Annotated in this window: 23 protein-coding genes; 10 read left to right on the top strand and 13 right to left on the bottom strand. The window is 71.2% G+C overall.

Features of this window, described 5'->3' with window-relative positions; genetic code table 11:
- Positions 1-26: 26 nt before the first annotated feature.
- Genes AC07DI_RS01365 through AC07DI_RS01355 form a run of 3 tightly spaced genes read right to left on the bottom strand, consistent with a single transcriptional unit; the run spans position 27 to position 3,053 of the window.
- Positions 27-1,160: an Mrp/NBP35 family ATP-binding protein gene (locus tag AC07DI_RS01365; RefSeq protein WP_478901424.1), complete on the bottom strand. Its 1,134-nt coding sequence runs from the start codon at positions 1,158-1,160 to the stop codon at positions 27-29.
- Between the two features lie 44 nt (positions 1,161-1,204).
- Positions 1,205-1,786, bottom strand: coding sequence for a DUF1003 domain-containing protein (locus tag AC07DI_RS01360; protein ID WP_384249428.1), 582 nt, complete (start codon positions 1,784-1,786; stop codon positions 1,205-1,207).
- Positions 1,776-3,053, bottom strand: a complete 1,278-nt coding sequence (locus tag AC07DI_RS01355) for a magnesium transporter MgtE N-terminal domain-containing protein (RefSeq protein WP_384249425.1) — start codon at positions 3,051-3,053, stop codon at positions 1,776-1,778. Before AC07DI_RS01355 ends, AC07DI_RS01360 begins: the two co-directional genes overlap by 11 nt.
- Positions 3,054-3,299: 246 nt before the next feature.
- On the opposite strand from AC07DI_RS01355, the gene AC07DI_RS01350 reads away from it, so the two are divergent.
- Entirely contained in the window at positions 3,300-4,016 is a 717-nt protein-coding gene (locus AC07DI_RS01350) for a hypothetical protein (RefSeq protein WP_384249574.1), read from the top strand.
- 98 nt (positions 4,017-4,114) lie between these two features.
- Here AC07DI_RS01350 and AC07DI_RS01345 read toward each other — a convergent pair whose 3' ends face one another.
- A complete protein-coding gene (locus AC07DI_RS01345) occupies positions 4,115-4,627 on the bottom strand; it encodes a hypothetical protein (protein ID WP_478901423.1) in 513 nt (170 codons plus the stop codon).
- Positions 4,628-4,676: 49 nt separating this feature from the next.
- Positions 4,677-5,813, bottom strand: coding sequence for a magnesium and cobalt transport protein CorA (locus tag AC07DI_RS01340; protein ID WP_384249421.1), 1,137 nt, complete (start codon positions 5,811-5,813; stop codon positions 4,677-4,679).
- Positions 5,814-6,313: 500 nt separating this feature from the next.
- Between AC07DI_RS01340 and AC07DI_RS01335 the strand changes: the two genes are divergently transcribed.
- Positions 6,314-6,898, top strand: a complete 585-nt coding sequence (locus tag AC07DI_RS01335; protein ID WP_384249419.1) for a suppressor of fused domain protein — start codon at positions 6,314-6,316, stop codon at positions 6,896-6,898.
- An 18-nt stretch (positions 6,899-6,916) separates the two neighbouring features.
- Here AC07DI_RS01335 and AC07DI_RS01330 read toward each other — a convergent pair whose 3' ends face one another.
- Positions 6,917-8,170, bottom strand: coding sequence for an MFS transporter (locus AC07DI_RS01330; RefSeq protein WP_478901420.1), 1,254 nt, complete (start codon positions 8,168-8,170; stop codon positions 6,917-6,919).
- A gap of 185 nt (positions 8,171-8,355) precedes the next feature.
- Between AC07DI_RS01330 and AC07DI_RS01325 the strand changes: the two genes are divergently transcribed.
- The 3 genes from AC07DI_RS01325 (at position 8,356) to AC07DI_RS01315 (ending at position 10,895) form a co-directional block, all read left to right on the top strand.
- Positions 8,356-8,997 carry a DUF6758 family protein gene (locus AC07DI_RS01325; protein WP_478901419.1) on the top strand — a complete coding sequence of 214 codons (642 nt, stop codon included), beginning with the start codon at positions 8,356-8,358 and terminating at the stop codon, positions 8,995-8,997.
- 187 nt (positions 8,998-9,184) lie between these two features.
- Positions 9,185-10,060 (top strand): PHP domain-containing protein, encoded by an 876-nt coding sequence (locus tag AC07DI_RS01320; protein ID WP_384249411.1) that lies wholly within the window; start codon positions 9,185-9,187, stop codon positions 10,058-10,060.
- A gap of 229 nt (positions 10,061-10,289) precedes the next feature.
- A complete protein-coding gene (locus tag AC07DI_RS01315) occupies positions 10,290-10,895 on the top strand; it encodes a MarC family protein (protein ID WP_478901417.1) in 606 nt (201 codons plus the stop codon).
- A gap of 105 nt (positions 10,896-11,000) precedes the next feature.
- Here AC07DI_RS01315 and AC07DI_RS01310 read toward each other — a convergent pair whose 3' ends face one another.
- Complete coding sequence (locus AC07DI_RS01310) at positions 11,001-11,153, bottom strand: hypothetical protein (RefSeq protein ID WP_266659153.1); 153 nt, start codon at positions 11,151-11,153, stop codon at positions 11,001-11,003.
- A gap of 204 nt (positions 11,154-11,357) precedes the next feature.
- On the opposite strand from AC07DI_RS01310, the gene AC07DI_RS01305 reads away from it, so the two are divergent.
- Positions 11,358-12,266 carry an NYN domain-containing protein gene (locus AC07DI_RS01305; RefSeq protein WP_478901416.1) on the top strand — a complete coding sequence of 303 codons (909 nt, stop codon included), beginning with the start codon at positions 11,358-11,360 and terminating at the stop codon, positions 12,264-12,266.
- Positions 12,267-12,297: 31 nt separating this feature from the next.
- Here the strand turns inward: AC07DI_RS01305 and AC07DI_RS01300 are convergent, their stop codons facing one another.
- On the bottom strand, positions 12,298-13,269 hold the full coding sequence (locus tag AC07DI_RS01300; protein WP_478901414.1) for an alpha/beta fold hydrolase: 972 nt from the start codon (positions 13,267-13,269) through the stop codon (positions 12,298-12,300).
- 197 nt (positions 13,270-13,466) lie between these two features.
- Complete coding sequence (locus AC07DI_RS01295; protein WP_478901412.1) at positions 13,467-15,749, bottom strand: DEAD/DEAH box helicase; 2,283 nt, start codon at positions 15,747-15,749, stop codon at positions 13,467-13,469.
- Positions 15,750-16,211: 462 nt separating this feature from the next.
- On the opposite strand from AC07DI_RS01295, the gene AC07DI_RS01290 reads away from it, so the two are divergent.
- Entirely contained in the window at positions 16,212-16,949 is a 738-nt protein-coding gene (locus tag AC07DI_RS01290; RefSeq protein ID WP_384249399.1) for a ferritin-like fold-containing protein, read from the top strand.
- An 82-nt stretch (positions 16,950-17,031) separates the two neighbouring features.
- Here the strand turns inward: AC07DI_RS01290 and AC07DI_RS01285 are convergent, their stop codons facing one another.
- From AC07DI_RS01285 to AC07DI_RS01270, 4 genes are all read right to left on the bottom strand, one after another.
- On the bottom strand, positions 17,032-17,301 hold the full coding sequence (locus tag AC07DI_RS01285; RefSeq protein ID WP_384249397.1) for a hypothetical protein: 270 nt from the start codon (positions 17,299-17,301) through the stop codon (positions 17,032-17,034).
- Positions 17,302-17,504: 203 nt separating this feature from the next.
- Positions 17,505-17,732: a DUF3107 domain-containing protein gene (locus AC07DI_RS01280; protein WP_362999486.1), complete on the bottom strand. Its 228-nt coding sequence runs from the start codon at positions 17,730-17,732 to the stop codon at positions 17,505-17,507.
- A 317-nt stretch (positions 17,733-18,049) separates the two neighbouring features.
- The gene (locus tag AC07DI_RS01275; protein WP_384249395.1) at positions 18,050-18,691 is read right to left on the bottom strand and encodes a TetR/AcrR family transcriptional regulator; all 642 of its coding nucleotides are present in this window, start codon (positions 18,689-18,691) and stop codon (positions 18,050-18,052) included.
- 239 nt (positions 18,692-18,930) lie between these two features.
- Positions 18,931-19,149, bottom strand: a complete 219-nt coding sequence (locus AC07DI_RS01270; RefSeq protein ID WP_384249392.1) for a hypothetical protein — start codon at positions 19,147-19,149, stop codon at positions 18,931-18,933.
- A 192-nt stretch (positions 19,150-19,341) separates the two neighbouring features.
- Here AC07DI_RS01270 and AC07DI_RS01265 point away from each other — a divergent pair, with 192 nt between their 5' ends.
- From AC07DI_RS01265 to AC07DI_RS01255, 3 genes are all read left to right on the top strand, one after another.
- A complete protein-coding gene (locus AC07DI_RS01265) occupies positions 19,342-20,340 on the top strand; it encodes an alpha/beta fold hydrolase (RefSeq protein WP_478901410.1) in 999 nt (332 codons plus the stop codon).
- A 110-nt stretch (positions 20,341-20,450) separates the two neighbouring features.
- Positions 20,451-21,809: a DUF3152 domain-containing protein gene (locus AC07DI_RS01260; protein WP_478901409.1), complete on the top strand. Its 1,359-nt coding sequence runs from the start codon at positions 20,451-20,453 to the stop codon at positions 21,807-21,809.
- A 68-nt stretch (positions 21,810-21,877) separates the two neighbouring features.
- On the top strand, positions 21,878-21,970 hold the full coding sequence (locus AC07DI_RS01255) for an Ms4533A family Cys-rich leader peptide (protein ID WP_467671010.1): 93 nt from the start codon (positions 21,878-21,880) through the stop codon (positions 21,968-21,970).
- Positions 21,971-22,065: the final 95 nt, after the last annotated feature.

Below are 22,065 nucleotides of genomic sequence, written 5' to 3'. Positions count from 1 at the left end.
CAGAGGTCCGCAGAGGTCCGCAGAGGTCAGAACTTGTTGCGCGGTGTGATGCCCAGCGTCATACCGGCGAGGCCCCGCTGGCGCCCGCCGAGCTTGCCGGCGATCGTGCGGAGGGCCGAGCCCGCGGGGGAGTCCGGGTCCGTGAGGACGACCGGCTTGCCCTCGTCGCCGCCCTCCCGCAGGCGTACGTCGATCGGGATGGAGCCGAGAACCGGCACCGTCGCGCCCGTCGTCCTCGTAAGGCCCTCGGCGACCTTCTGGCCGCCCCCCGTGCCGAAGACGTCGACCATCTCGCCGCAGTGCGGGCAGGGCAGCCCCGACATGTTCTCGACGACGCCGACGATCTTCTGGTGGGTCTGGACGGCGATGGAACCGGCGCGCTCGGCGACCTCGGCGGCAGCCTGCTGCGGGGTGGTGACCACCAGGATCTCGGCGTTCGGGACGAGCTGGGCGACCGAGATGGCGATGTCGCCCGTGCCCGGCGGCAGGTCGAGGAGCAGCACGTCCAGGTCGCCCCAGAAGACGTCCGCGAGGAACTGCTGGAGCGCGCGGTGCAGCATCGGGCCGCGCCAGACGACCGGCGCGTTGCCCGGGGTGAACATGCCGATGGAGATGACCTTCACGCCGTGCGCGGACGGCGGCATGATCATGTTCTCGACCTGTGTGGGCTTGCCGTCGGCGCCCAGCATGCGCGGCACCGAGTGGCCGTAGATGTCCGCGTCGACGACGCCGACCTTCAGGCCGTCCGCCGCCATCGCGGCCGCGAGGTTCACCGTCACCGAGGACTTGCCGACGCCGCCCTTGCCGGAGGCGACCGCGTAGACACGGGTCAGCGAGCCGGGCTTGGCGAAGGGGACCTCGCGCTCGGCGGTGCCGCCGCGCAGGGCCGAGGCCAGCTCCTTGCGCTGCTCGTCGCTCATCACGTCGAGGGTGACGTCGACGCGCGTGACGCCCTCGACGGCGGCGACCGCGTCGGTCACGTTCTTGGTGATGGTCTCGCGCATCGGGCAGCCGGAGACCGTCAGGTACACGGTGACCGCTACCGCCCCATCAGCGGCGATATCCACCGATTTGACCATCCCCAACTCGGTGATGGGTCGCTGGATCTCGGGGTCGTTCACCGTCGCCAGTGCTTCACGCACCGCGTCTTCCGTAGCCATACGACCGATAGTACGGCGCGGTAACCCATGCCGGGAAAGAGCTGTCAGCGGTCGCCTACGTCACGTCCGCGGGTGCCCTCGGAGGGGAATACGACGCGGCTCTCCGTGCGCTGCTCGATCCGCTGCTCCTCCAACTCCTTGACGAGGTCCTGGAGCTCGGAACGGATCCAGTCGCGGGTCGCCACCTCGCCGAGGCCCATGCGGAGCGAGGCGATCTCACGGGTGAGGTACTCGGTGTCCGCGATCGACCGCTCGTTCTGCTTGCGGTCCTGCTCCAGATTGACGCGGTCGCGGTCGTCCTGGCGGTTCTGCGCGAGAAGGATCAGCGGGGCCGCGTAGGACGCCTGGAGCGACAGCATCAGGGTGAGGAAGATGAACGGGTACTGGTCGAAGCGCAGATGGTCCGGCGCCGCGACGTTCCACACCACCCACATGATGATGACGACCGTCATCCAGACGATGAACCTGCCGGTGCCGAGGAACCGCGCGATGCGCTCGGAGAACCGCCCGAAGGCCTCCGGGTCGTAGTCGGGCAGGAGCTTGTTGCGCGGGGGCCTCGGCTGGTCGAGCCGCGGGCGCGGGCTGCGCGGCTCGGCGCGGTTCTCGCGCTCGCGCTCAGCCGCCATGGCCCACTCCTTCCTCCTCCAGATGGAACTCCGTCTCGCGCCAGTCGTCGGGCAGCATGTGGTCGAGTACGTCGTCGACGGTGACCGCCCCGAGCAGCGAGCCGCCCTCGTCGACGACGGGCGCCGCCACCATGTCGTACGTCGCGAAGAACCCGGCGACGGCGGGCAGCGTCGCGTCCGGCGCGAGCGGTTGCAGATCGTCGTCGAGGATCGAGCCGACCAGCGTGTACGGCGGATCGCGAAGCAGCCGCTGGAAGTGCACGGTGCCCAGGTACTTGCCGGTCGGCGTCTCGTCCGGCGGACGGCACACGTACACCTGCGCGGCGAGCGCGGGGGAGAGGTCCTGCTGACGCACGCGCGCGAGGGCGTCGGCGACCGTCGCGTCGGGCCGCAGCACGATCGGCTCGGTCGTCATCAGACCGCCGGCGGTGCGCTCCTCGTACGCCATCAGGCGCCGCACGTCGGCCGCGTCGTCCGGCTGCATCAGGGTGAGCAGCCGTTCCTTGTCGTCCTCGGGCAGCTCGGCGAGGAGATCGGCGGCGTCGTCGGGGTCCATGGCCTCCAGGACGTCGGCCGCGCGCTCCTCCTTGAGCTTGCCGAGGATCTCGATCTGGTCGTCCTCGGGGAGCTCCTCGAGGACGTCGGCGAGGCGGTCGTCGTCGAGGGCGGCGGCCACCTCGGTCCGCCGCTTGGGGGAGAGGTGGTGCAGGACGTTGGCGAGGTCGGCGGGGCGCAGCTGCTCGAAGGTGGCGAGCAGGCTCTCGGCGCCCTGGCCGTGCTCCTCCAGGGAGAAGCCGTCGACGGCGGACCAGTCGACGGTGAGGGTCTCCCCCTTGCGCCGGAAGGTTCCCCCCTTGCCCTTGCGTACGAAGACCCGGTCGATCTCCCAGTCGCGGCGGGCCGGGAGCTGCTGGACCGACACATCCAGGACGGTGACCTCCTCGCCCGACTCGACGAGGTGCACCCGCCGGTCCAGCATCTCGCCGAGGACGAGCCGCTCGGTGGGCCGCTGCTCGAAGCGCCGCACGTTCATGACGCCGGTGGTGATGACCTGGCCCGACTCGATGCCGGTGACGCGGGTCATGGGCAGGAAGATGCGGCGCCGGGTGGCGAGCTCGACGACGAGGCCGAGCAGCCTGGGCGGGCGCCTGCCGACCCTGAGCATCGTCACCAGGTCGCGCACCCGGCCGACCTGGTCGCCGTTCGGGTCGAAGACGGGGATGCCGGAGAGGTGCGAGACGAAGATGCGGGGGGCGCCTGCCGCCATACGTGCGCCTCCTTCCGGCCGGGGGGTTCATGCCGTTTGGTCCGTCAATACGGGCTTCAGGCTAGCCCGTCCCGGTCGGACACGCCCCGGCGGAGGTCCGGACGGTCTGCCTCCGGTCGACTCGCCCGACCCGGGTACGCTGCCGTACTGCCGAAGCCGTAGAGGTCGTCCGCACGAGAGGCAGCGCCACCTGTGACCGTACTTCCCCCGGCCAGCCGCGCCCGCAGGGCAGCGTTCGTGACCGCGATGTGCGCGGGCCTGGTGGCGGCGTCCACGAGTCTGACGGGCTGCGGCGGCGGCGAGGACCCCGACGCGGGCACGAACGGTGTCGGAAAGCTGTCCGCGCCGAAGATCCAGGGCAAGGCGGGCAAGGCGGCCGAGGCGGCGTCGGCGGTCCGGCTCTCCGGCACGGTGGTGAGCAAGAACCACACGTACACCCTCGACATGCGCCTCAAGGGCGAGGGCGGTACCGGTTCGGTCACCTCGAAGGGGCAGACCTTCCAGCTCCTGCGGATCGGCGAGGAGCTCTACCTGAAGGCCGACTCGGAGTTCTGGACGCACGACGGCGCGACCGACGGCAAGTCCCCGAACGGCGACGAGGCCGCCGCGGCCAAGCTGAACGGCAAGTACGTGAAGGTCCCTCAGGGCGACCCCGCCTACCAGCAGCTGAGCGGCTTCACCGACAAGGACGAGCTCCTGGACGGCATGCTCGTGCTGCACGGCACGCTCACCAAGGGCGACCGCGGCCGGACGGGCTCGCAACGCACCATCGAGATCACCGGCGACCAGGGCGCGGGCGGCACGCTCTCCGTCTCCCTCGAGGGCAAGCCCTACCCCCTGCGCCTGGAACGCGGCGGCCACGCGGGCACCCTCAAACTCACCGACTGGAACAAGGACTTCCCCTTGCAGGAGCCGGGGAAGGACGAGATGGTCGACTACGGGAAGCAGTTGCCGACGTCATAGCGGGGGAGGCGAAGCCCCCGAAGGGGCAAGCCTCCCAGGGGCGCGGGGAACTGCGCGACCAGCCACAACGCACCCGCAGGGCAAGACAGCCCCACCCCTCAACGGCGCTTGCGGCGGAACAACAGCCGAGGAAGCCCAGCAGGCAACGCCTCACGCGTAGTGGCCCCGGTCGGCAGCGGCGCAGCCGCGAGAGACCCCGAGGGCAGCTCAGTCGTCACCGTACGCGGCGTGAGCCGGACGACCCGACACTGCTCGGCCCACCGCACGGTGACCCGCTCGGCGTCAGGCGCGTTCAACCGCTTCCCCTTCAGCTCGGCGACAGCCGCCTCCCACTCCGGGGAACCGGGCGCCAGCTCACTCACGTCCGCCGTCCAGGCGACAACGCGCCCGCCCTTGTCCTTGCTGCGTACGGTCACCTCGGCGGAGCCCCCGTCGACGAGCCCCGGCAGCGGCTGCTCACCGGGCCCGTCCCCGACGAGGTGGACGGCGCCCTCGTGCCAGACGTGCCAGAGCCCCCGGGCGGGCGAGCCCTCGCCCCGGACCCAGATGAGGCCGGACTTCTTGGTGGCCTCCTCGACGAGGGCGCGCTCAAGGAGCGGGTCAGCAGTCATGGGCGGCAGCCTACCGAGTGGCACCCGGCCGGGGATCTGACACAGGCTCTCAGAGCCAGCCGTTGCGCTTCAGGGTGCGGTGGATCGCGAAGCAGACGCCGCCGATGAGGGCGAGCACCATCGGGTAGCCGTACCGCCAGTGCAGCTCGGGCATGTGCTCGAAGTTCATGCCGTAGACACCGCAGACGGCCGTCGGCACGGCGATGATCGCCGCCCACGAGGTGATCTTGCGCATGTCCTCGTTCTGCGCGACGGCGGCCTGCGCGAGGTTGGCCTGGAGGATCGAGTTGAGCAGTTCGTCGAAGCCGATGACCTGCTCCTGGACGCGCGTGAGGTGGTCGGCGACGTCACGGAAGTACTTCTGGATGTCGGGGTCGACGAGCCGCATCGGCCGCTCGCTGAGCAGCAGCATCGGGCGGAGCAGCGGCGAGACGGCCCGCTTGAACTCCAGGACCTCGCGCTTGAGCTGGTAGATCCGCCCGGCGTCGACACCGCGCGAGCTGCCCTTGCCCTTGCTCGGCGCGGAGAACACCTCGCTCTCCACGTCGTCGATGTCGTCCTGCATGGCGTCGGCGACCGCGATGTAGCCGTCGACGACGTGGTCGGCGATGGTGTGCAGCACGGCGGAGGGGCCCTTGGCGAGCAGCTCGGGGTCCTCCTGGAGGCGGCGGCGCAGGGCGCGCAGCGAGCCGTGGCCGCCGTGCCGCACGGTGATGAAGAAGTCCCGGCCGGTGAAGCACATCACCTCGCCGGTCTCGACGACCTCGCTGGTGGCGGTGAGTTCGGTGTGCTCGACGTAGTGGATGGTCTTGAAGACGGTGAACAGCGTGTCGTCGTACCGCTCCAGCTTGGGCCGCTGGTGGGCGTGGACGGCGTCCTCGACGGCGAGCGGGTGGAGCCCGAACTCGGCGGCGATACCGGCGAATTCGGACTCGGTCGGCTCGTGCAGGCCGATCCAGGCGAAGCCGCCCTGACGGCGCACCTCCAGCATCGCCTCGTGCGGGCTGAGGATGTCGGCGCACTCCAGGCGCCGGCCGTCGCGGTAGACGGCGCAGTCGACGACGGCGGACGCGGCGTCGCGGGTCGCGTCATAGGTGTCGTACGACGCGGGGGAGGAAGGGTAGGAGGTGCCGTCCTTGCGCAGCGAGGGGCGGACGGCGGCACGAAGGTCACGGATCATCGACATGGGCAGGCTCCTTCGACGGAGGCCGCCTGCGACGGTTGGAACTGCCCGGAATGGGGACGTCCTGCGTGCGTGGTGTTTGGCACGTCCACAAAGCGGGGAGCACCGCACCGTTGCGGTGGCAGCTTCGCTACTGACACAGATCAGGAAACTCAGACAGATCAGGTGGGAACGAAGTGCTCTTCCGTCGCACACGGCACGAACAGTGCTCGTGGTGCGTGTGGGTGCGTGCGCAGCTACCGGGCTGCGTGATTCACCGGGCGGAAGAGCGGGTGGTACTGCACGGTCGACTTCGGTCCATTGCAGCCCCACCTCCTCCGGCCGGTCCCCCGTAAGGGAAGTCCCATGCGCCCTTCGCACCAGTGGCGCGAAGTCAGTGTCTGTCTGCAGGGCTTGAAAGCGACGCTTCTGCGTGCTGCCCTGAGCCAGCGGCCAACACTATCAGCCGACAGAAGTGTCAAGCCCCCGCTTTGCCCTTTACTAGCGAGTTCTATGCTCACGTCATGGCTGATGTTCTTGCGCTGGTCGAGGCCCGTCTCCGTACCGGCCTCGGCGAACCGGACGCGCGCGCCGCGGTGACCTTCCTCGGCACCGACCGCGTCGAGGTCCTGCGGTTCACGGACGGCGACGTGGTGCGCTACGCCACGCTCGGCATGTCCGCCCAGCCGATGACCGACCCCACCGCCGCCCTGGCGGACCCGGTCAAGGGCCCGCGCGCCGAGCTGGTCCTCTCGGTACGGGGAGGACTCGCCGACACCGACAAGGTGCTGCGGCCGCTTGCCGTCCTCGCCGCGTCACCGCAGGTCGAGGGCCTGGTCGTGGCGCCGGGCGCCTCGCTCGACGTGGGCGACCCGCTCTGGCCGGGCGCGCCGTTCACCTCGGTGCTCGTGGCGGAGTCCGGCGGGCTGGTCGAGGACCTCGACCTCGACGAACCCATGGAGCCCGTACGTTTCCTGCCGCTGCTCCCCATGACGCCGAACGAGGCGGCGTGGAAGCGGGTGCACGGCGCGGCGGCCTTGCAGGAGCGCTGGCTGAACGGCGGCACGGACCTGCGCGATCCGCTGCGCAAGTCCGTGTCCCTGGACTGAAGTGCCGCTGCCGAAAGGTCAGTCGGCGAAGACCGTGACGCTGTCCTCCGTCGCGTGCCGGGGCTCCAGTTCCTCGGCCTCGTGCGTGAGGGCGTTCCTGCGTACCCACACCACGACCGCGCCGAGCACCGCCGTCACGGCCGCGACCACGAACGGGATGTGGATGTTGCTCCACTCCTCGATCTTCGGCGCGAAGAACGGCGCGGCGGCGGCCGCGAACCAGCGCACGAAGTTGTAGCCGGCGCTGGCCACCGGGCGCGGCGCGTCGGAGACGCCGAGGGCGAGCTCGGTGTAGACGGTGTTGTTCACGCCGATGAACGCGCCGGACAGGATCGTGCAGACGACGGCGACCGTGTGGTTGCCGTAGCCGAGCACCAGCACGTCGGCGGCGAGCAGCACCAGTGAGCCGCCGAGCACCTGCAGCGAGCCGAACCGCGCCTGCAGCCGCGGCGCCACCAGTACGGAGAACACCGCGAGCAGCACGCCCCAGGCGAAGAAGACCGCGCCCGACCTGTACGGGGACATGTTCAGCACGAACGGCGTGAAGGCCAGCACGGTGAAGAACGTGTAGTTGTAGAAGAAGGCGGAGGCGGCCGCGGAGGCGAGCCCGCCGTGGCCGAGCGCCCTGAGCGGGTCGAGCAGCGACGTCTTCCTCGCGGGCCTCGGCTGCTCCTTGAGGAATGCCGTGATGCAGAGGAAGCCGACCGCCATCAGGGCCGCGGTGCCGAAGAAGGGGTAGCGCCAGCTGGCGTCGCCGAGCAGCGCGCCGACCAGGGGCCCGCACGCCATGCCGAGGCCGAGCGCCGACTCGTACAGCAGGATCGCGGCCGCGCTGCCGCCGGCCGCGGCGCCGACGATGACGGCGAGCGCGGTGGAGACGAAGAGCGCGTTACCGAGCCCCCAGCCCGCCCGGAACCCGACGAGCTCGCCGACCGAGCCCGAGGTGCCGGAGAGGCCGGCGAAGACCACCACGAGCGCGAGACCGAGCAGCAGGGTCTTCTTGCCGCCGATGCGGCTGGAGACGAAGCCGGTGACCAGCATGGCGACCGCGGTGATCAGGAAGTACGAGGTGAAGAGGAGGGAGACCTGGCCGGCGCTCGCGTCCAGGCCCTTGGCGATGGACGGCAGGATCGGGTCGACGAGGCCGATGCCCATGAAGGCCACGACGGACGCGCCGGCCGTGGCCCAGACGGCCTTCGGCTGCCGCAGGAGGCCGCCGGTCCCGGCGTCGAACGGGTCCCCTTCGGCGGGGCCCCCTGTGCTGCTGTGCATACAGCCGCTCCTTCGCTGATGTCGCTGGGTTCGTCGACGGTTCGTCGATGGTTCGTTGACGTATGCACATATTAAGTTAGGCAGGCTAAATGATGCAAGCTACATCTAGTTTCTCCTGGTGACAGGGCCACCGGACGGGTGATCGTCCTTGACGGGGCGGCGACCGGGGAGGACCGTTGGGCGACATGAGGGGCGAACCCAGTTGCCCGAAGTGTGGTGGCCGGGTCAGGGCTCCCGGTCTCTTTGCCGACTCCTGGCAGTGTGACGTGCACGGCACCGTGCATCCGCTGCAGCCCGTGATCCCACCCAGCGTCGAGGCCCTCCAGGTCGTGGTGCACCGGGCCCAGGTGCCGGTGTGGATGCCCTGGCCGCTGCCGGTCGGCTGGCTGTACACGGGTGTGGGCTGTGCGGGCGACGACCGCAGCGGCGGCCGTGCGACGGCCGTGGCCTGCTCGGGCCCCGCGCCGCTCGGCGGCGTCGGCGAGCTCGTGCTCGTCGCCGAGGAACTGGGCGTCGGCCTCGGCGCGCGGTATGCGGGCATCGAAGGGCCCGACCCGGGACCGCACATGAGCGTCGAGAAGCCACCGCAGACCAAGGTCCTCGCCGCAGGCCGGCCGACGCCGATGTGGCATGTGTCGGGGACACCGGACGACCGCGCCGTCTTCGCAGGTGAGGCACGTGGCCTGTGGCTGTGGGCCATCGCGTGGCCGGCCCAGTCGGGCCTCCTGATGTACGACGAGCTGGTCCTCACGGACCTGCGGGACGCGGGCGCGGAGGTGGACCTGCTGCCGTGCGGGGCGCTGTCGCCGCGGCTGCTCATGGCGTGAGCGGCGTCGTCACGGCTGGTGCGCGCGGGCCCCGGCAGGGAGCGGTGCGTACGGGCCCGTGGCGCGGTCGTGCCGCTGCCCTCCCGGCGTGAGCGATGCCTCGTTCGGGGCGGCCGGAGCGGCGTCGCGTTCCCGTTATCCTTGAGCGTCCCCCTCAGCCGCCTGTCAGAGCACTGGAGCCAGCGTCGTGCGCATCGATCTGCACACCCACTCCACTGCGTCCGACGGCACGGACACCCCGGCCGAGCTGGTCCGCAACGCGGCCGCCGCCGGTCTCGACGTCGTCGCGCTGACCGACCACGACACCACCCGGGGCCACGCGGAGGCGAAGCGGGCCCTGCGCGAGCTGCCGGCCGGGCCGACCCTCGTGACCGGCGCCGAACTCTCCTGCCGCCTCGACGGCATGGGCCTGCACATGCTCGCCTACCTCTTCGACCCCGATGAGCCGGAGCTCGCCCGCGAGCGCGAGCTGGTCCGCGACGACCGGGTCCCGCGCGCGAAGACGATGATCGGCAAGCTGCAGGAGCTGGGCGTGCCGGTGACCTGGGAGCAGGTCGCACGGATCGCGGGCGAAGGATCGGTCGGCCGCCCGCACATCGCCGAGGCGCTCGTCGAGCTCGGCGTCGTGCCGACCGTCTCCGACGCCTTCACGCCCGAGTGGCTCGCCGACGGCGGCCGCGGCTACGCCGAGAAGCACGAGCTCGACCCCTTCGACGCGATCCGCCTGGTCAAGGCGGCCGGTGGCGTCACCGTGTTCGCGCACCCCGGCGCCGCCAAGCGCGGCAGGACGGTGTCCGAGACCGCGATAGCCGAACTCGCGGCGGCCGGCCTCGACGGCATCGAGGTCGACCACATGGACCACACTCCCGAGACCCGTACCCGGCTGCGTGGACTCGCCGGGGAACTCGGCCTCCTCGTCACCGGCTCCAGCGACTACCACGGCAGCCGCAAGACGTGCGTGCTCGGGGAGTACACCACCGACCCCGAGATCTACGGCGAGATCACGCGCCGGGCGACGGGGGCGTTCCCCGTGCCGGGGGCGGGCGGAACCCCGGCGGCGTAACGGCTCGCACGGGCCGCGCGGCCAACACCGCTCACGCGGTCCCCTCTGTACCGGCCGCCCGCCACCACACCGCGCCGCGTCGCGCCGCATGGCTTTGCTTCGCGCCGCAGCTCACTCCGCTCCATCACTTCACCGCATCCACCGCCCCTGACGGCGGCCACCGCGCCCCGCGCCCGGTGCCGCCCGTTCGGCGCGGCTCCTTCGTACGACTCTCTGCAAGGCCATCACTGTGTTCGACGTCGCCGTCTTCGGATCCCTCTTTCTCACGCTTTTCGTGATTATGGACCCTCCTGGGATCACCCCGATCTTCCTCGGTCTCACCGCGGGCCGCCCCGTCAAGGTGCAGCAGCGGATGGCCTTCCAGGCCGTGTGCGTCGCCTTCGGCGTCATCTCGGTCTTCGGCCTCGTGGGCCACCAGATCCTCAACTACCTGCACGTCTCCGTCCCCGCGCTGATGATCGCGGGCGGGCTGCTGCTGCTCCTCATCGCGCTCGACCTGCTCACCGGCAAGACGGACGAGCCGAAGCAGACCAAGGACGTCAATGTGGCGCTGGTGCCGCTCGGCATGCCGCTGCTCGCCGGGCCCGGCGCGATCGTCTCGGTCATCCTCGCCGTCCAGGACGCCGACAGCGTCGGTACGCAAGTCTCCGTCTGGGCGGCGATCGTGGTGATGCACGTGGTGCTGTGGCTGGTGATGCGGTACTCGCTGCTGATCATCCGCGTCATCAAGGACGGCGGCGTGGTCCTCGTGACCCGGCTCGCGGGCATGATGCTCTCCGCCATCGCGGTGCAGCAGATCATCAACGGCGTCACACAGGTCATCCAGGGCACCTGAAGCTCCTGGAAGGCGCCTGACGGCACCTGCACGGTGGTGCACCCGTCCTTGGACGCACGAAGGGCCCCCGTACGGATTCCGTACGGGGGCCCTGCGACGTCTGCGTTATGAGGCCGAGGTGTCGGCCGGGCGGATGTAGATGCGCTGGCCGATCGCTGCGGCCTGCTGCACGATCCGGTTGACGGAGGCGGCGTCTACGACGGTGCTGTCCACGGCCGAGCCATCGACGTCGTCGAGTCGCATGATTTCGAAGCGCATAGGGGCTTCTCCCTTCGTCTGGTCATCCTCCTGCAAGGAGAACTGCTGTGTGTTGCTGGTGTTGCTGCGGTGTTCCTGATGGGTACAACGAGTTGTCCCGTGCAAACATTCCCTACGCTAAGGAAATTTTTCGAGAACCTAATTACCTGTGAGTAGCGAGACCAGTTGTGTTCGCTGTGTGACCGGCGGGAGACTGGTGACGATATGAACGACGCCTACCCCAACGCGGCCGACATCACCGCTCAGCTGGACCGCGCCAACAGCCTGCTCGAACGGGTGCTCGCCGAGGTGGCGAAGACTCCGTCCACGCACGCGATCTTCGTCGACGCCGGATACCTGTACGCGGCCGCGGGCCGGCTCGCGGCCGGGACCGAGGACCGGCGCGCCTTCGACCTCGACGCGGAAGGCCTCATCGACGCGCTCATCGACAAGGCCCGGACGATCTTCGCGGACAGCCGTCTGCTGCGCGTCTACTGGTACGACGGTGCGAGGCGCCGCATCCACACGAACGAGCAGCAGTCGATCGCCGAGCTGCCCGACGTCAAGGTCAGGCTCGGCAACCTCAACGCCAACAACCAGCAGAAGGGCGTCGACTCGCTGATCCGCAGCGACCTGGAGTCACTGGCCAGGCACCGCGCCATCAGCGACGCGGCGCTGATCGGCGGCGACGAGGACCTCGTCTCGGCGGTCGAGGCGGCGCAGGGGTACGGCGCGCGGGTCCACCTGTGGGGCATCGAGGCGCCCGACGGCCGCAACCAGGCGGAGGCGCTGCTGTGGGAGGTCGACAGCCAGCGCACGTTCGACCTCGACTTCTTCAAGCCGTACGTCACGCGGCGCTCCGTCACGGCGTACGAGGCGGGCGCCACCGCGCACCGCCCCACCCGCGAGGAGGTCCGCTTCGTCGGCGCGCAGATCGCCGCGAAGTGGCTCGCGGCGCGGGGGCGCGAGGCACTGGTGGGCCTGCTGCCCGGCCATCCGTACCTGCCCGGCTCCGTGGACCAGGATCTCCTGGTGGAGGCGGAACGGCTGCTCCAGTACTCGCTGCGCGGCCAGGCGGACCTGCGCCGGGCACTGCGGGACGGCTTCTGGGATCACCTGCAGGCGCAGTACTGAGGACGTCGTACCGCGCCGGTCAGCGCGCGAGTCAGTGGCGGTTCCAGAAGTCGATCAGAGCCGCCGCCGTCTCCGCGGGGCGGTCGGTGTTCGGGGAGTGCTCGGCGCCGTGGATCACCGTGCGACGGGCGTGCAGGCGGTCCGCCATGTCGTCCAGGAGCGGCACGGGCCAGGTGTCGTCGCGCTCGCCCGACACCACGTGCTTGGGCAGGGGCAGGGCGGCGAGCTCGGCGACACGGTCCGGTTCGGTGCGGAGCTGCCTGCCGGTGGCGATCAGCTGGGCCGGAGCGTGCAGCAGCCAGCGGGCGCGCAGCGCCTCGTCGTCGCTCTCGGCGGCGCCGGTCTGTACGGCAGGGGCGTCCCGCGTGGATCGTGCGTCTTGTGCGTCCGGCGTGGCCTGTGCGTCTTGTGCGTCCTGCGGGGGCGGCGGCTCCATGGCCTGCATCGCCTGCCACACCTCGTCCATCGACAGCGCCGCGAGGGCGTCGGCCAGCATCGTGACGCGGGTCTGCTGGGCAGGGGCGACGGCGGCGGGGCCCGAGGACATCAGGGTGAGGGTGGCGAAGGCGCCGGGGTCCAGGAGCACGGCGGCGCGGGCGATCTGACCGCCGAGGGAGTGACCGAGGAGGTGGGGCCGGAGGGGTGACGGCTCCCCGGCCGCTCCTTGCACTCCCGCCGCGCCCTTCTCCAGAGCCGCCGCCTGGGCCAGGACGTCACGGGCCAACTCGGTCTGTGCGTACGCCGACTCGTCGTCGGGACCCGCGGTCTCGTACTGGCCGCGGCCGTCCACGGACACCGCCCGGTAGCCCGCGGCCGCCAATGGCTCAAGGAGGGCGATGAAGTCCTCCTTGCTGCCGGTGAAGCCGGGGATCAGGAGAACGGTCCCCCTGCGCCGGACGCCTCGCGCCGGAGCAGCGTCGAGGACGGCGAAGTCCCCGCGCGCGGTACGAAGGGTGTGCGCGGTCGCGCACGGGGGCGGGACGAAGGTCGGGGGCCTGCTCATGAGCCGAGGCTAACGGGTCGGGTGGGGGCGGTGACGGCGTGGTGGGGCAGGGCGAGCAGGGTGGGGCGATAGGGCCGTCAGGAACTCGTGCCCGAACCGGCCCGTGGTGGGTGTCACGCGCGAAGGCCCGCCCCCGGGCGGAGGCGGGCCTTCGGTGCGGCGGATCCGTGCGGACCGGGGGAGAGGTGACCGGTGGGTCAGCTCTCCGGGGTCTCCACCGGCTCGGCCTTCTTGCGCGTGCGACGACGCGGCGCCGGAGCGGCGGCCTCGGCCTCGGTCGTCTCCACCGGGGCGGCGGCAACCTTGCGCGTACGACGACGGGGCTTGGCCTCGTCCGTCGCCTGCGCCGGGATCTCCGCCTCGACGGCCTCGACGGCCTTGGCCGCGGTCTTGCGGGTGCGGCGCTTGGGCTTGTCGGCCTCGGCTTCGGCGTCGGGCGTGGTGGCCTCGGGGGTCGCGGCGTCGGCGACCTTCTCGGCGACCTTGCGCGTACGGCGCTTCGGCTTCTCGGCAGCGGGTGCCTCGGCGACGGGCGCCTCGGCCTCCGGGGCGGCTGCCTCGGCGACCTTCTCCGCCACCTTGCGGGTGCGGCGCTTCGGCTTCTCCGCCGCGGGCGCCTCGACGGCCTCGACCGTCTCCGGGGTGCCCTCGGCCGTGGCGACCGCGGTCTCGGCGGCCTGTGCCGTCTTGCGGGTGCGGCGGCGCGGCTTGGTGGCCGGAGCCTCCGCCTCGGCCACCGGAGCGGCCTCGGGCGCCGTGACCTCGACAGCGGCGGTCTCGGCCGCCTTCTCCGCGGTCTGTGCCGTCTTGCGGGTGCGGCGGCGCGGCTTCGTGACCGGGGCCTCCACCTCCTCGACGGCGGGGACGGCGGCAGGCGCGGGGATCTCCGCCTCGACGACCGTCGTGGTCCCGGCCGTGGCCACGGCCTCCGACGCCGCGCCGGAACGCGTCCGACGACGGCGACGCGGGGTGCGCGGCTCGGTCGCCTCGGCGACGGCCGGAGCGACCGGAGCGGCCTCGGCCACCGGAGCGGCGGCCTCGGTCACCGCGGTGGCCTGAGCCGTCGTGGCGGTGTCGAGCGGGCTGCCGGCCCGCGTGCGACGGCGACGACGCGGCGTACGGGCGGGACGCTCGCGCTCGGCGGGCGCGGACTCGGGGGCGGAACCGGCACGGTCACGGCCACCGCGGTCACGGTCGCGACCGCCACGGTCCTGACCGCGGTCCCGGTCATGGCCACGGTCCCGGTCCTGGCCACGACCGCCGGAGCGGCCACCGCGGCCACGCCCACCGGTCTCGCCGAGGTCCTCGACCTCTTCCGCGCCCAGACCCGCACGGGTCCGCTCGGCGCGCGGCAGCACACCCTTGGTGCCCGCCGGGATGTTCAGCTCCTCGTACAGGTGAGGAGAGCTGGAGTACGTCTCGACCGGGTCGTTGAAGCCCAGGTCGAGGGCCTTGTTGATCAGCTGCCAGCGCGGGATGTCGTCCCAGTCGACCAGCGTGATCGCGATGCCCTTGGCGCCCGCGCGGCCGGTGCGGCCGATGCGGTGCAGGTAGGTCTTCTCGTCCTCGGGGGACTGGTAGTTGATGACGTGCGTCACGCCGCCGACGTCGATGCCGCGCGCGGCGACGTCCGTGCAGACGAGCACGTCGACCTTGCCGTTGCGGAACGCGCGCAGCGCCTGCTCGCGCGCGCCCTGGCCGAGGTCGCCGTGGACCGCGCCCGAGGCGAAGCCGCGCTTCTCGAGCTGCTCGGCGATGTCGGCGGCGGTCCGCTTCGTCCGGCAGAAGATCATGGCGAGTCCGCGGCCCTCGGCCTGCAGGATGCGCGAGACCATCTCGGGCTTGTCCATGTTGTGCGCGCGGTACACGTGCTGCTTGGTGTTCGCGACGGTCTGGCCCTCGTCGTCCGGCGCGGTGGCGCGGATATGCGTGGGCTGCGACATGTAGCGACGGGCCAGGCCGATGACGGCGCCCGGCATGGTCGCCGAGAACAGCATCGTCTGGCGCTTCGCCGGAAGCATGTTGATGATCTTCTCGACGTCGGGCAGGAAGCCCAGGTCGAGCATCTCGTCGGCCTCGTCGAGGACCAGGCACTTGACGTGCTTGAGGTCGAGCTTGCGCTGTCCGGCGAGGTCGAGCAGGCGGCCCGGGGTGCCGACGACGATGTCGATGCCCTTCTTGAGGGCCTCGACCTGCGGCTCGTAGGCCCGGCCGCCGTATATGGCGAGGACGCGGACGTTACGCGCCTTGCCGGCGGTCAGGAGGTCGTTCGTCACCTGCTGGCAGAGCTCGCGGGTGGGGACGACGATGAGCGCCTGCGGGGCGTCGGTCAGCTGTCCGGGCTCGGCCCGGCCCGCCTCGACGTCCGCGGGGACGGTGACGCGCTCCAGGAGCGGGAGGCCGAAGCCGAGCGTCTTGCCGGTGCCGGTCTTGGCCTGGCCGATGACGTCCGAGCCCGAAAGGGCGACGGGGAGTGTCATCTCCTGGATGGGGAAAGGGCTGATGATGCCGACGGCCTCAAGGGCCTCGGCCGTCTCGGGAAGAATCCCGAGCTCTCGGAAAGTCGTAGTCAGGGCTATGCCTCTTCTGTGAGACGCGGCGTGAGGCGAACGCTGGGGGTCGTGACCGTGCCACTACCGCCGGCCGCTGTGGGGCGTGCCGGGGGCGCGGGACCACTGCCTGCGCTCGAGCGCTCTTACCGCTGAGGTTCCCCCCTCATGCCGCACGCATCTGCGCGTAGGGCTCGGAGGGCTGTCGGGTCGGAGCCGATCGTGCCACCGACCGGGCATCCTCATTCGTACGGCCCGTCGAATGTCCAGCGGGCGCATTACCACTGTACCGCTAAATCTCGCATGTGTGTCCGGCGAATTGGTCACATGGCCGTCGTCACACTCACTGACCAGGGCCTTACGCCTTCCTGCAAGCGGGCTATTGTGCGCTTCATGGAGACGCCTGACACCTCTGCCGAATCCGCCCCCGAACCCACCGGAGTCGCCGCCCAGGACTGGGCGAAAGCCTCTGCCGAGCCCCACTACCGCGCGGCGGTGGTGGACCTGCTCGGCGCGCTCGCCTACGGGGAACTCGCGGCGTTCGAACGCCTCGCGGAGGACGCGAAGCTGGCGCCCACGCTCGGCGACAAGGCGGAGCTCGCGAAGATGGCGTCGGCGGAGTTCCATCACTTCGAGCAGCTCAGGGACCGGCTTTCGGCGATCGGCGCGGAGCCGACGGAGGCGATGGAGCCGTTCGTCGCCGCGCTCGACGGCTTCCACCGCCAGACCGCGCCGTCCGACTGGCTGGAGGGCCTGGTCAAGGCGTACGTCGGTGACTCGATCGCCAGTGACTTCTACCGCGAGGTCGCGGCGCGCCTCGACGGCGACACCCGCGCCCTGGTGCTCGGGGTGCTCGACGACACCGGGCACGCGAGCTTCGCCGTGGAGAAGGTGCGCGCCGCGATCGACGCGGATCCGCGGGTGGGCGGGCGGCTCGCGCTGTGGGCCCGCCGGCTGATGGGCGAGGCGCTCTCGCAGTCGCAGCGGGTGGTCGCCGACCGGGACGCGCTGTCGACCATGCTGGTCGGGGGCGTGGCGGACGGGTTCGACCTCGCCGAGGTCGGGCGGATGTTCTCGCGGATCACTGAGGCGCACACGAAGCGGATGGCGGCGTTGGGCCTCGCGGCCTAGCGGAGCGGTGCGGGTGGCTTTTGGCCTCCGGGTCCGCTGTGGCCGGTCGCGCAGTTCCCCGTGCCCCTGGCGCCGCTGAGGGTTACGCCGTCGCCGAGTGGCGCAGTCTGGTGCCGGTGGGGCGGATCAGGAGGGACAGCAGGGCCGCCGAGACGGCCAGTGCTCCTGTGAGGGTCGCGGGGGCGTGGCCGGAGCCGAGCGCCATGTGGGTGATGAAGGCGCCGATGAGTGCGCCGACGGGGCCCGTGGACAGGACCAGGCTGCGCGCGGGCAGGCGGTGCCCGAAGCGGTGCGCGGTGGCCCAGGCCAGGGCGAGGCCGAGCAGTGTGGAGCCGAGTGCTTCCAGAATCACGGTGGTGCCCTCCCTTGCGGCCAGGTGCAAATCGGTCGTAGCCGGTCTACCCCAGGCGGCCGGAATGCAACCCTCCATGATCGGGTGGCGTCGACATCTCCTCGTACAACACAGCGGAACGGCCCGGTGGTTGAGACCACCGGGCCGTTCCGCATATCAACGCATATCCGCCGGGAGCGTCCCGCAGGACGCCCGGCAGCGTCCTACAGGGCGCTGAAGCCCACCTTGCGCGTAGTCGGCTCGCCGAGCTCGACGTACGCGAGGCGGTCGGCCGGAACCAGGACCTTGCGGCCGTGGTCGTCCACGAGGCTCAGCAGCGGCGACTTGCCGGTCAGCGCCTCGGACACCGCGTGCTCGACTTCCTCGGCGCTCTGGCCGCTCTCCAGCACGATCTCGCGGGGCGCGTACTGCACGCCGATCTTGACCTCCACGGCTTTGTCCCTCCGACGGTCAGTCTGTGCGCGGCCGTCCGCGCCGTACCCAGCACACATTAGCCCGGTGAGGGGACGGGGACGGCCGCGGCCGTGCACGCCGGTAGCGAACACGGGACGGGAACAGACCGCGCGGGTCGGAGCCCGTGCTCTCAGAGCTTGTGTCATATCCCCGGTCGGATCAGTGGGCGTCGTCTGGTGCGTGCGATCGCAAGGCGCCGGGAAGCCCTCGTAGCGGAGCTACTAGGGCTTTTCGGCAACGCGGCGAGCGTGCGTGCCAGGCGGCGACCACCCGGCCGGGGATATGACACAGGCTCTTAGTGGCCTTCCGTGCCGTGCAGCGGGAAGCCCGCGATACCGCGCCAGGCGAGCGACGTGAGCAGTTCCACCGCCTTGTCGCGCGGCACGGTGCTGCGGCTGGCCAGCCAGTACCGGGCGACCACCTGCGAATACCCGCCGAGGCCCACGGCGAGGAGCATCGCCTCGTCCCGCGGCAGGCCGGTGTCCTCGGCGATGACCTCGCAGATCGCCTCGGCGCACTGGAGGGTGACGCGGTCCACGCGCTCGCGCACCGCCGCCTCGTTCGTCAGGTCCGACTCGAAGACCAGCCGGAAGGCGCCGCCCTCGTTCTCCACGTACGCGAAGTAGGCGTCCATCGTCGCGGCGACGCGGAGCTTGTTGTCCGTGGTGGACGCCAGCGCCGTGCGCACGGACTGCAGCAGTGACTCGCAGTGCTGGTCGAGCAGGGCCAGGTAGAGGTCGAGCTTGCCCGGGAAGTGCTGGTAGAGCACGGGCTTGCTGACGCCGGCGCGCTCGGCGATGTCGTCCATCGCCGCCGCGTGGTAGCCCTGCGCGACGAACACTTCCTGTGCCGCCCCGAGGAGCTGGTTGCGTCGGGCACGGCGCGGCAGCCGTGTGCCGCGCGGGCGTGCCGCCTCTGTCTGCTCGATGGCTGTCACGCCGCCTCCCAAATCGTCCGGTGTGCGGTGAGCGCCGCGCCGCCATCGTACTTTTCGGTAACTGTGATGTGCGCGGTGCGAGCGCAGAATTTCACGGACTGGACGACCACAGAAGGGCCGCGCAGCGGTGCGTAGCAGGGCAAACACGGGCAGCTGCCCGTACGCGGCCGCCGGCTTACCCGTCGGCTTCCGCGCCGGTTGGCCGACCGGGCCCTCTCGGTGAGTCGTCTCGGTGAGTCCTAGCGGTAGTCGTCCTCGTCCAGGTTGACGACGCGCGCCTGTTCCGCCAGGTCGCCTTCGCTGGCGACGGCCGGGTCGGCCTCCTCCAGGGGGTCGTCCCTGCTGGGTGTCAGGTCCGCCTGCTGCTCGGCCGCGTCCGCCTCCGGCGCCTCCACGTCGGCCACGGGCCCGGTCTCTGCCGTCTCGAAGGTGTCGGGATCGGTCGGGTCGACACTCATGTGCTGGCTCTCTTCCCTTGCGGTACTCGGTGGTCCTGGGGGTGCGAGTGCCCGCCTCGCCCTCCTTCCATGACTCTTTCCGTCCGCTCTTTCGAGCGTAGAAGAGACCCGGACGAGGCGCTACGCGATCTGTGTGCATTCTGTGACAGCGAACAGGTGAACTACCGCGTGATCGTCTCGTAACATTGCCGCATGTCTTCGACCGACTTGCCGAACCTACTGGCCGCCGCCGCGCCCAAGCCGGGTGCCGTGGCGGTCGCGGAGGGGGAGCGGCTCGACTCGGTCGGTCTGCCCGGGCTCTCGCTGACCGTGCGTTCCCGGCCCCCGGCCCGCCCCGGCCTGCCGCCCGCGCTGTTCGTGCACGGGCTCGGCGGCTCCTCGCAGAACTGGTCGGCCCTGATGCCGCGGCTCGAGGACGTCGTCGACTGCGAGGCGCTCGACCTGCCCGGGTTCGGGGATTCCCCGCCGCCGGACGACGGCGACTACTCCATCACCGGGCACGCCCGCGCGGTCATCCGCTACCTCGACGCGCGCGAGCGCGGCCCCGTCCACCTCGTCGGGAACTCACTGGGCGGCGCCATCACCACGCGCGTCGCCGCGGTCCGCCCCGACCTGGTCCGCACCCTGACGCTCGTCTCGCCCGCCCTGCCCGAGCTGCGGGTGCAGCGCACGGCGTTGCCGACCGGACTGCTTGCGGTGCCGGGCGTCGCCGCCCTCTTCACCCGGCTCACCAGGGAGTGGACGGCGGAGCAGCGGGTGCGTGGCGTCCTCGGCCTCTGCTACGGCGACCCGGGCAGGGTGACGCCGGAAGGTTTCGGCGCCGCGGTGAGGGAAATGGAGCGCAGGCTCCAGCTCCCCTATTTCTGGGACGCCATGGCCCGCTCGGCGCGCGGCGTCGTCAACGCGTACACGCTGGGTGGCCAGCACGGACTCTGGCGGCAGGCCGAGCGGGTGCTCGCGCCGACCCTGCTGGTCTACGGCGGGCGCGATCTGCTCGTCTCCTTCCGCATGGCCCGCAGGGCTGCCGCCGCGTTCCGCGACTCGCGGCTGCTCACGCTGCCCGACGCGGGGCACGTGGCGATGATGGAGTACCCCGAGACCGTGGCGACAGCTTTTCGTGAACTCCTCGTCGACGCGGGCGAGTTGAGTGACGTGCGCCATGGCGCCTCGCGCGCGGGTTCGGGGAGCTGAGGCGGGGCGTGGGACGTCACAGCCGCCGCGGTCCGGCAGACACGACTGACAACGACAGCACCTCGGGTGACCACAGCGGGGCTTCGGATGACCACATCAGAGCCTCGGGCATGCCCACGTCGCCCGGCGTGGGCCCGCAGGCCGGGGCGGGCAGCGGGCGGCGCAGGCGGGCCCCCGGGGCCGACGGCGCGCCCGCGGACAGCACGCCCGCGGACAGCACGCCCGCGGACAGCACGCCCGCGGACAGCACGCCCGCGCACGGCATGCCCCGGGCGACGCCGCCGCACGGGATCCCGCACGTCCGTGGCGGGCACCCCGAGCAGCGTGAGTCCGGCGTACCCGGGCCCCGCCAGGACTACGTCGCCGCCTTCCCCGACGATCTCCCCGAGGGCTTCACCCCGGCCGCGCCGACCGCGGCCACGCCCAAGCCGGACACCCCGATTCCGGGCACCCCGGCTCCGGCCACCCCGACTCCGGGCGTGCCGAATCAGGCCGCAGCCCCGCAGCCCGCGTCCCCGCAGCCCGGCGCGCAGCCGTCCCGCCCCCGCGACCCGTACGCCTCCGTCACCGAGTGGGACGGCGGCGACTTCTCCGGCGGTGACGGGCCCGGATCGGCGGGCGACGGCAAGAAGGGCGGTCGCGGTCGCCGCCGTGCCTTCGCCGGTATCGCGGCCGTCGCCGTGACCACCGTGCTGGTGGCCGTCGTGTCGGGCCAGTTCGCCGACAGGGCGAAGGACTCGGACACGGGTACCAAGGCGGCCCCGGGCGGCGCGCGTGACACCGAGGACCCGGCCTCCCGCTCGGACCGCCGGCCGACGCCGGCCGAGGAGCGGAAGGCGGCCCCGGAGACGTACGAGCAGAAGATGGCCAAGACGGTCCCGATGGATCCGAAGCTCAAGGCGTCCGGCGACTTCGAGGTGGTGTCCGGGTTCGCCAAGGCTCCCGGCAGGGGGCAGCGGCTCCGCTACCGCGTCGACATCGAGAAGGGGCTCGGTCTGGACGGCGAGCTCTTCGCGCAGGCCGCCCAGAAGACACTGAACGACGACCGGAGCTGGGCCCACGGCGGCGCCCGTACTTTCGAGCGCATTTCGTCGGGGCACCCCGATTTCGTCCTGACGCTGGCGAGCCCGGGGACGACCGCGGCCTGGTGCGCGAAATCCGGTCTGGACACCACCCAGGACAACGTTTCGTGCGATTCCGCGGCGACGGACCGCGTGATGATCAACGCCTATCGGTGGGCGCAGGGTGCCAAGACCTACGGTGACGCGGTCAAGAAGAAATTCGGCAGCGCCATTTACCCCTACCGCCAGATGCTCCTCAATCACGAGGTCGGACACCGGCTCGGCCACAATCACACGGACTGCACCAAGGACGGTGCCCTCGCCCCCGTCATGCAGCAGCAGACGAAGTTCCTCGAGCACGACGGCATCAAGTGCAAGGCCAACCCCTGGGTGTTCCCCAAGAGTTGAGGCGGGGCGCCCTCGCGGGGAGGGGCGCCGCTTTGACATCTGTCGGAAGTTCGTTCATATTTCTCCGCATGTCGAACCAGCACGCCCCGTCGAGCGCCGCCATTGAGCTGGCGCTGTTCGGCGTGACCGCGCTCTGCGTGGCCGACATTCACTGTTGCTGACGCCCGCCCCGGCGAGTGCGTCGCTCTTTCCCAGCTGTTCAGGACCCGGTCGTCCCGCAATCCCTTTCGGCCGTCCGTAACCCGGTTCAGCTGTT

The organism is Streptomyces sp. NPDC044106, assembly GCF_056433985.1.
This window is presented reverse-complemented; position numbering and strand designations above follow the sequence as displayed.

Bases quoted from the DNA above. Each gene is read 5' to 3' on its own strand.
- AC07DI_RS01365 (WP_478901424.1), bottom strand. From the start codon at position 1,160: ATGGCTACGGAAGACGCGGTGCGTGAAGCACTGGCGACGGTGAACGAC.
- AC07DI_RS01360 (WP_384249428.1), bottom strand. From the start codon at position 1,786: ATGGCGGCTGAGCGCGAGCGCGAGAACCGCGCCGAGCCGCGCAGCCCG.
- AC07DI_RS01355 (WP_384249425.1), bottom strand. From the start codon at position 3,053: ATGGCGGCAGGCGCCCCCCGCATCTTCGTCTCGCACCTCTCCGGCATC.
- AC07DI_RS01350 (WP_384249574.1), top strand. From the start codon at position 3,300: ATGTGCGCGGGCCTGGTGGCGGCGTCCACGAGTCTGACGGGCTGCGGC.
- AC07DI_RS01345 (WP_478901423.1), bottom strand. From the start codon at position 4,627: ATGACTGCTGACCCGCTCCTTGAGCGCGCCCTCGTCGAGGAGGCCACC.
- AC07DI_RS01340 (WP_384249421.1), bottom strand. From the start codon at position 5,813: ATGTCGATGATCCGTGACCTTCGTGCCGCCGTCCGCCCCTCGCTGCGC.
- AC07DI_RS01335 (WP_384249419.1), top strand. From the start codon at position 6,314: ATGGCTGATGTTCTTGCGCTGGTCGAGGCCCGTCTCCGTACCGGCCTC.
- AC07DI_RS01330 (WP_478901420.1), bottom strand. From the start codon at position 8,170: ATGCACAGCAGCACAGGGGGCCCCGCCGAAGGGGACCCGTTCGACGCC.
- AC07DI_RS01325 (WP_478901419.1), top strand. From the start codon at position 8,356: ATGAGGGGCGAACCCAGTTGCCCGAAGTGTGGTGGCCGGGTCAGGGCT.
- AC07DI_RS01310 (WP_266659153.1), bottom strand. From the start codon at position 11,153: ATGCGCTTCGAAATCATGCGACTCGACGACGTCGATGGCTCGGCCGTG.
- AC07DI_RS01305 (WP_478901416.1), top strand. From the start codon at position 11,358: ATGAACGACGCCTACCCCAACGCGGCCGACATCACCGCTCAGCTGGAC.
- AC07DI_RS01300 (WP_478901414.1), bottom strand. From the start codon at position 13,269: ATGAGCAGGCCCCCGACCTTCGTCCCGCCCCCGTGCGCGACCGCGCAC.
- AC07DI_RS01295 (WP_478901412.1), bottom strand. From the start codon at position 15,749: ATGACACTCCCCGTCGCCCTTTCGGGCTCGGACGTCATCGGCCAGGCC.
- AC07DI_RS01290 (WP_384249399.1), top strand. From the start codon at position 16,212: ATGGAGACGCCTGACACCTCTGCCGAATCCGCCCCCGAACCCACCGGA.
- AC07DI_RS01270 (WP_384249392.1), bottom strand. From the start codon at position 19,149: ATGAGTGTCGACCCGACCGATCCCGACACCTTCGAGACGGCAGAGACC.
- AC07DI_RS01265 (WP_478901410.1), top strand. From the start codon at position 19,342: ATGTCTTCGACCGACTTGCCGAACCTACTGGCCGCCGCCGCGCCCAAG.
- AC07DI_RS01260 (WP_478901409.1), top strand. From the start codon at position 20,451: ATGCCCACGTCGCCCGGCGTGGGCCCGCAGGCCGGGGCGGGCAGCGGG.
- AC07DI_RS01255 (WP_467671010.1), top strand. From the start codon at position 21,878: ATGTCGAACCAGCACGCCCCGTCGAGCGCCGCCATTGAGCTGGCGCTG.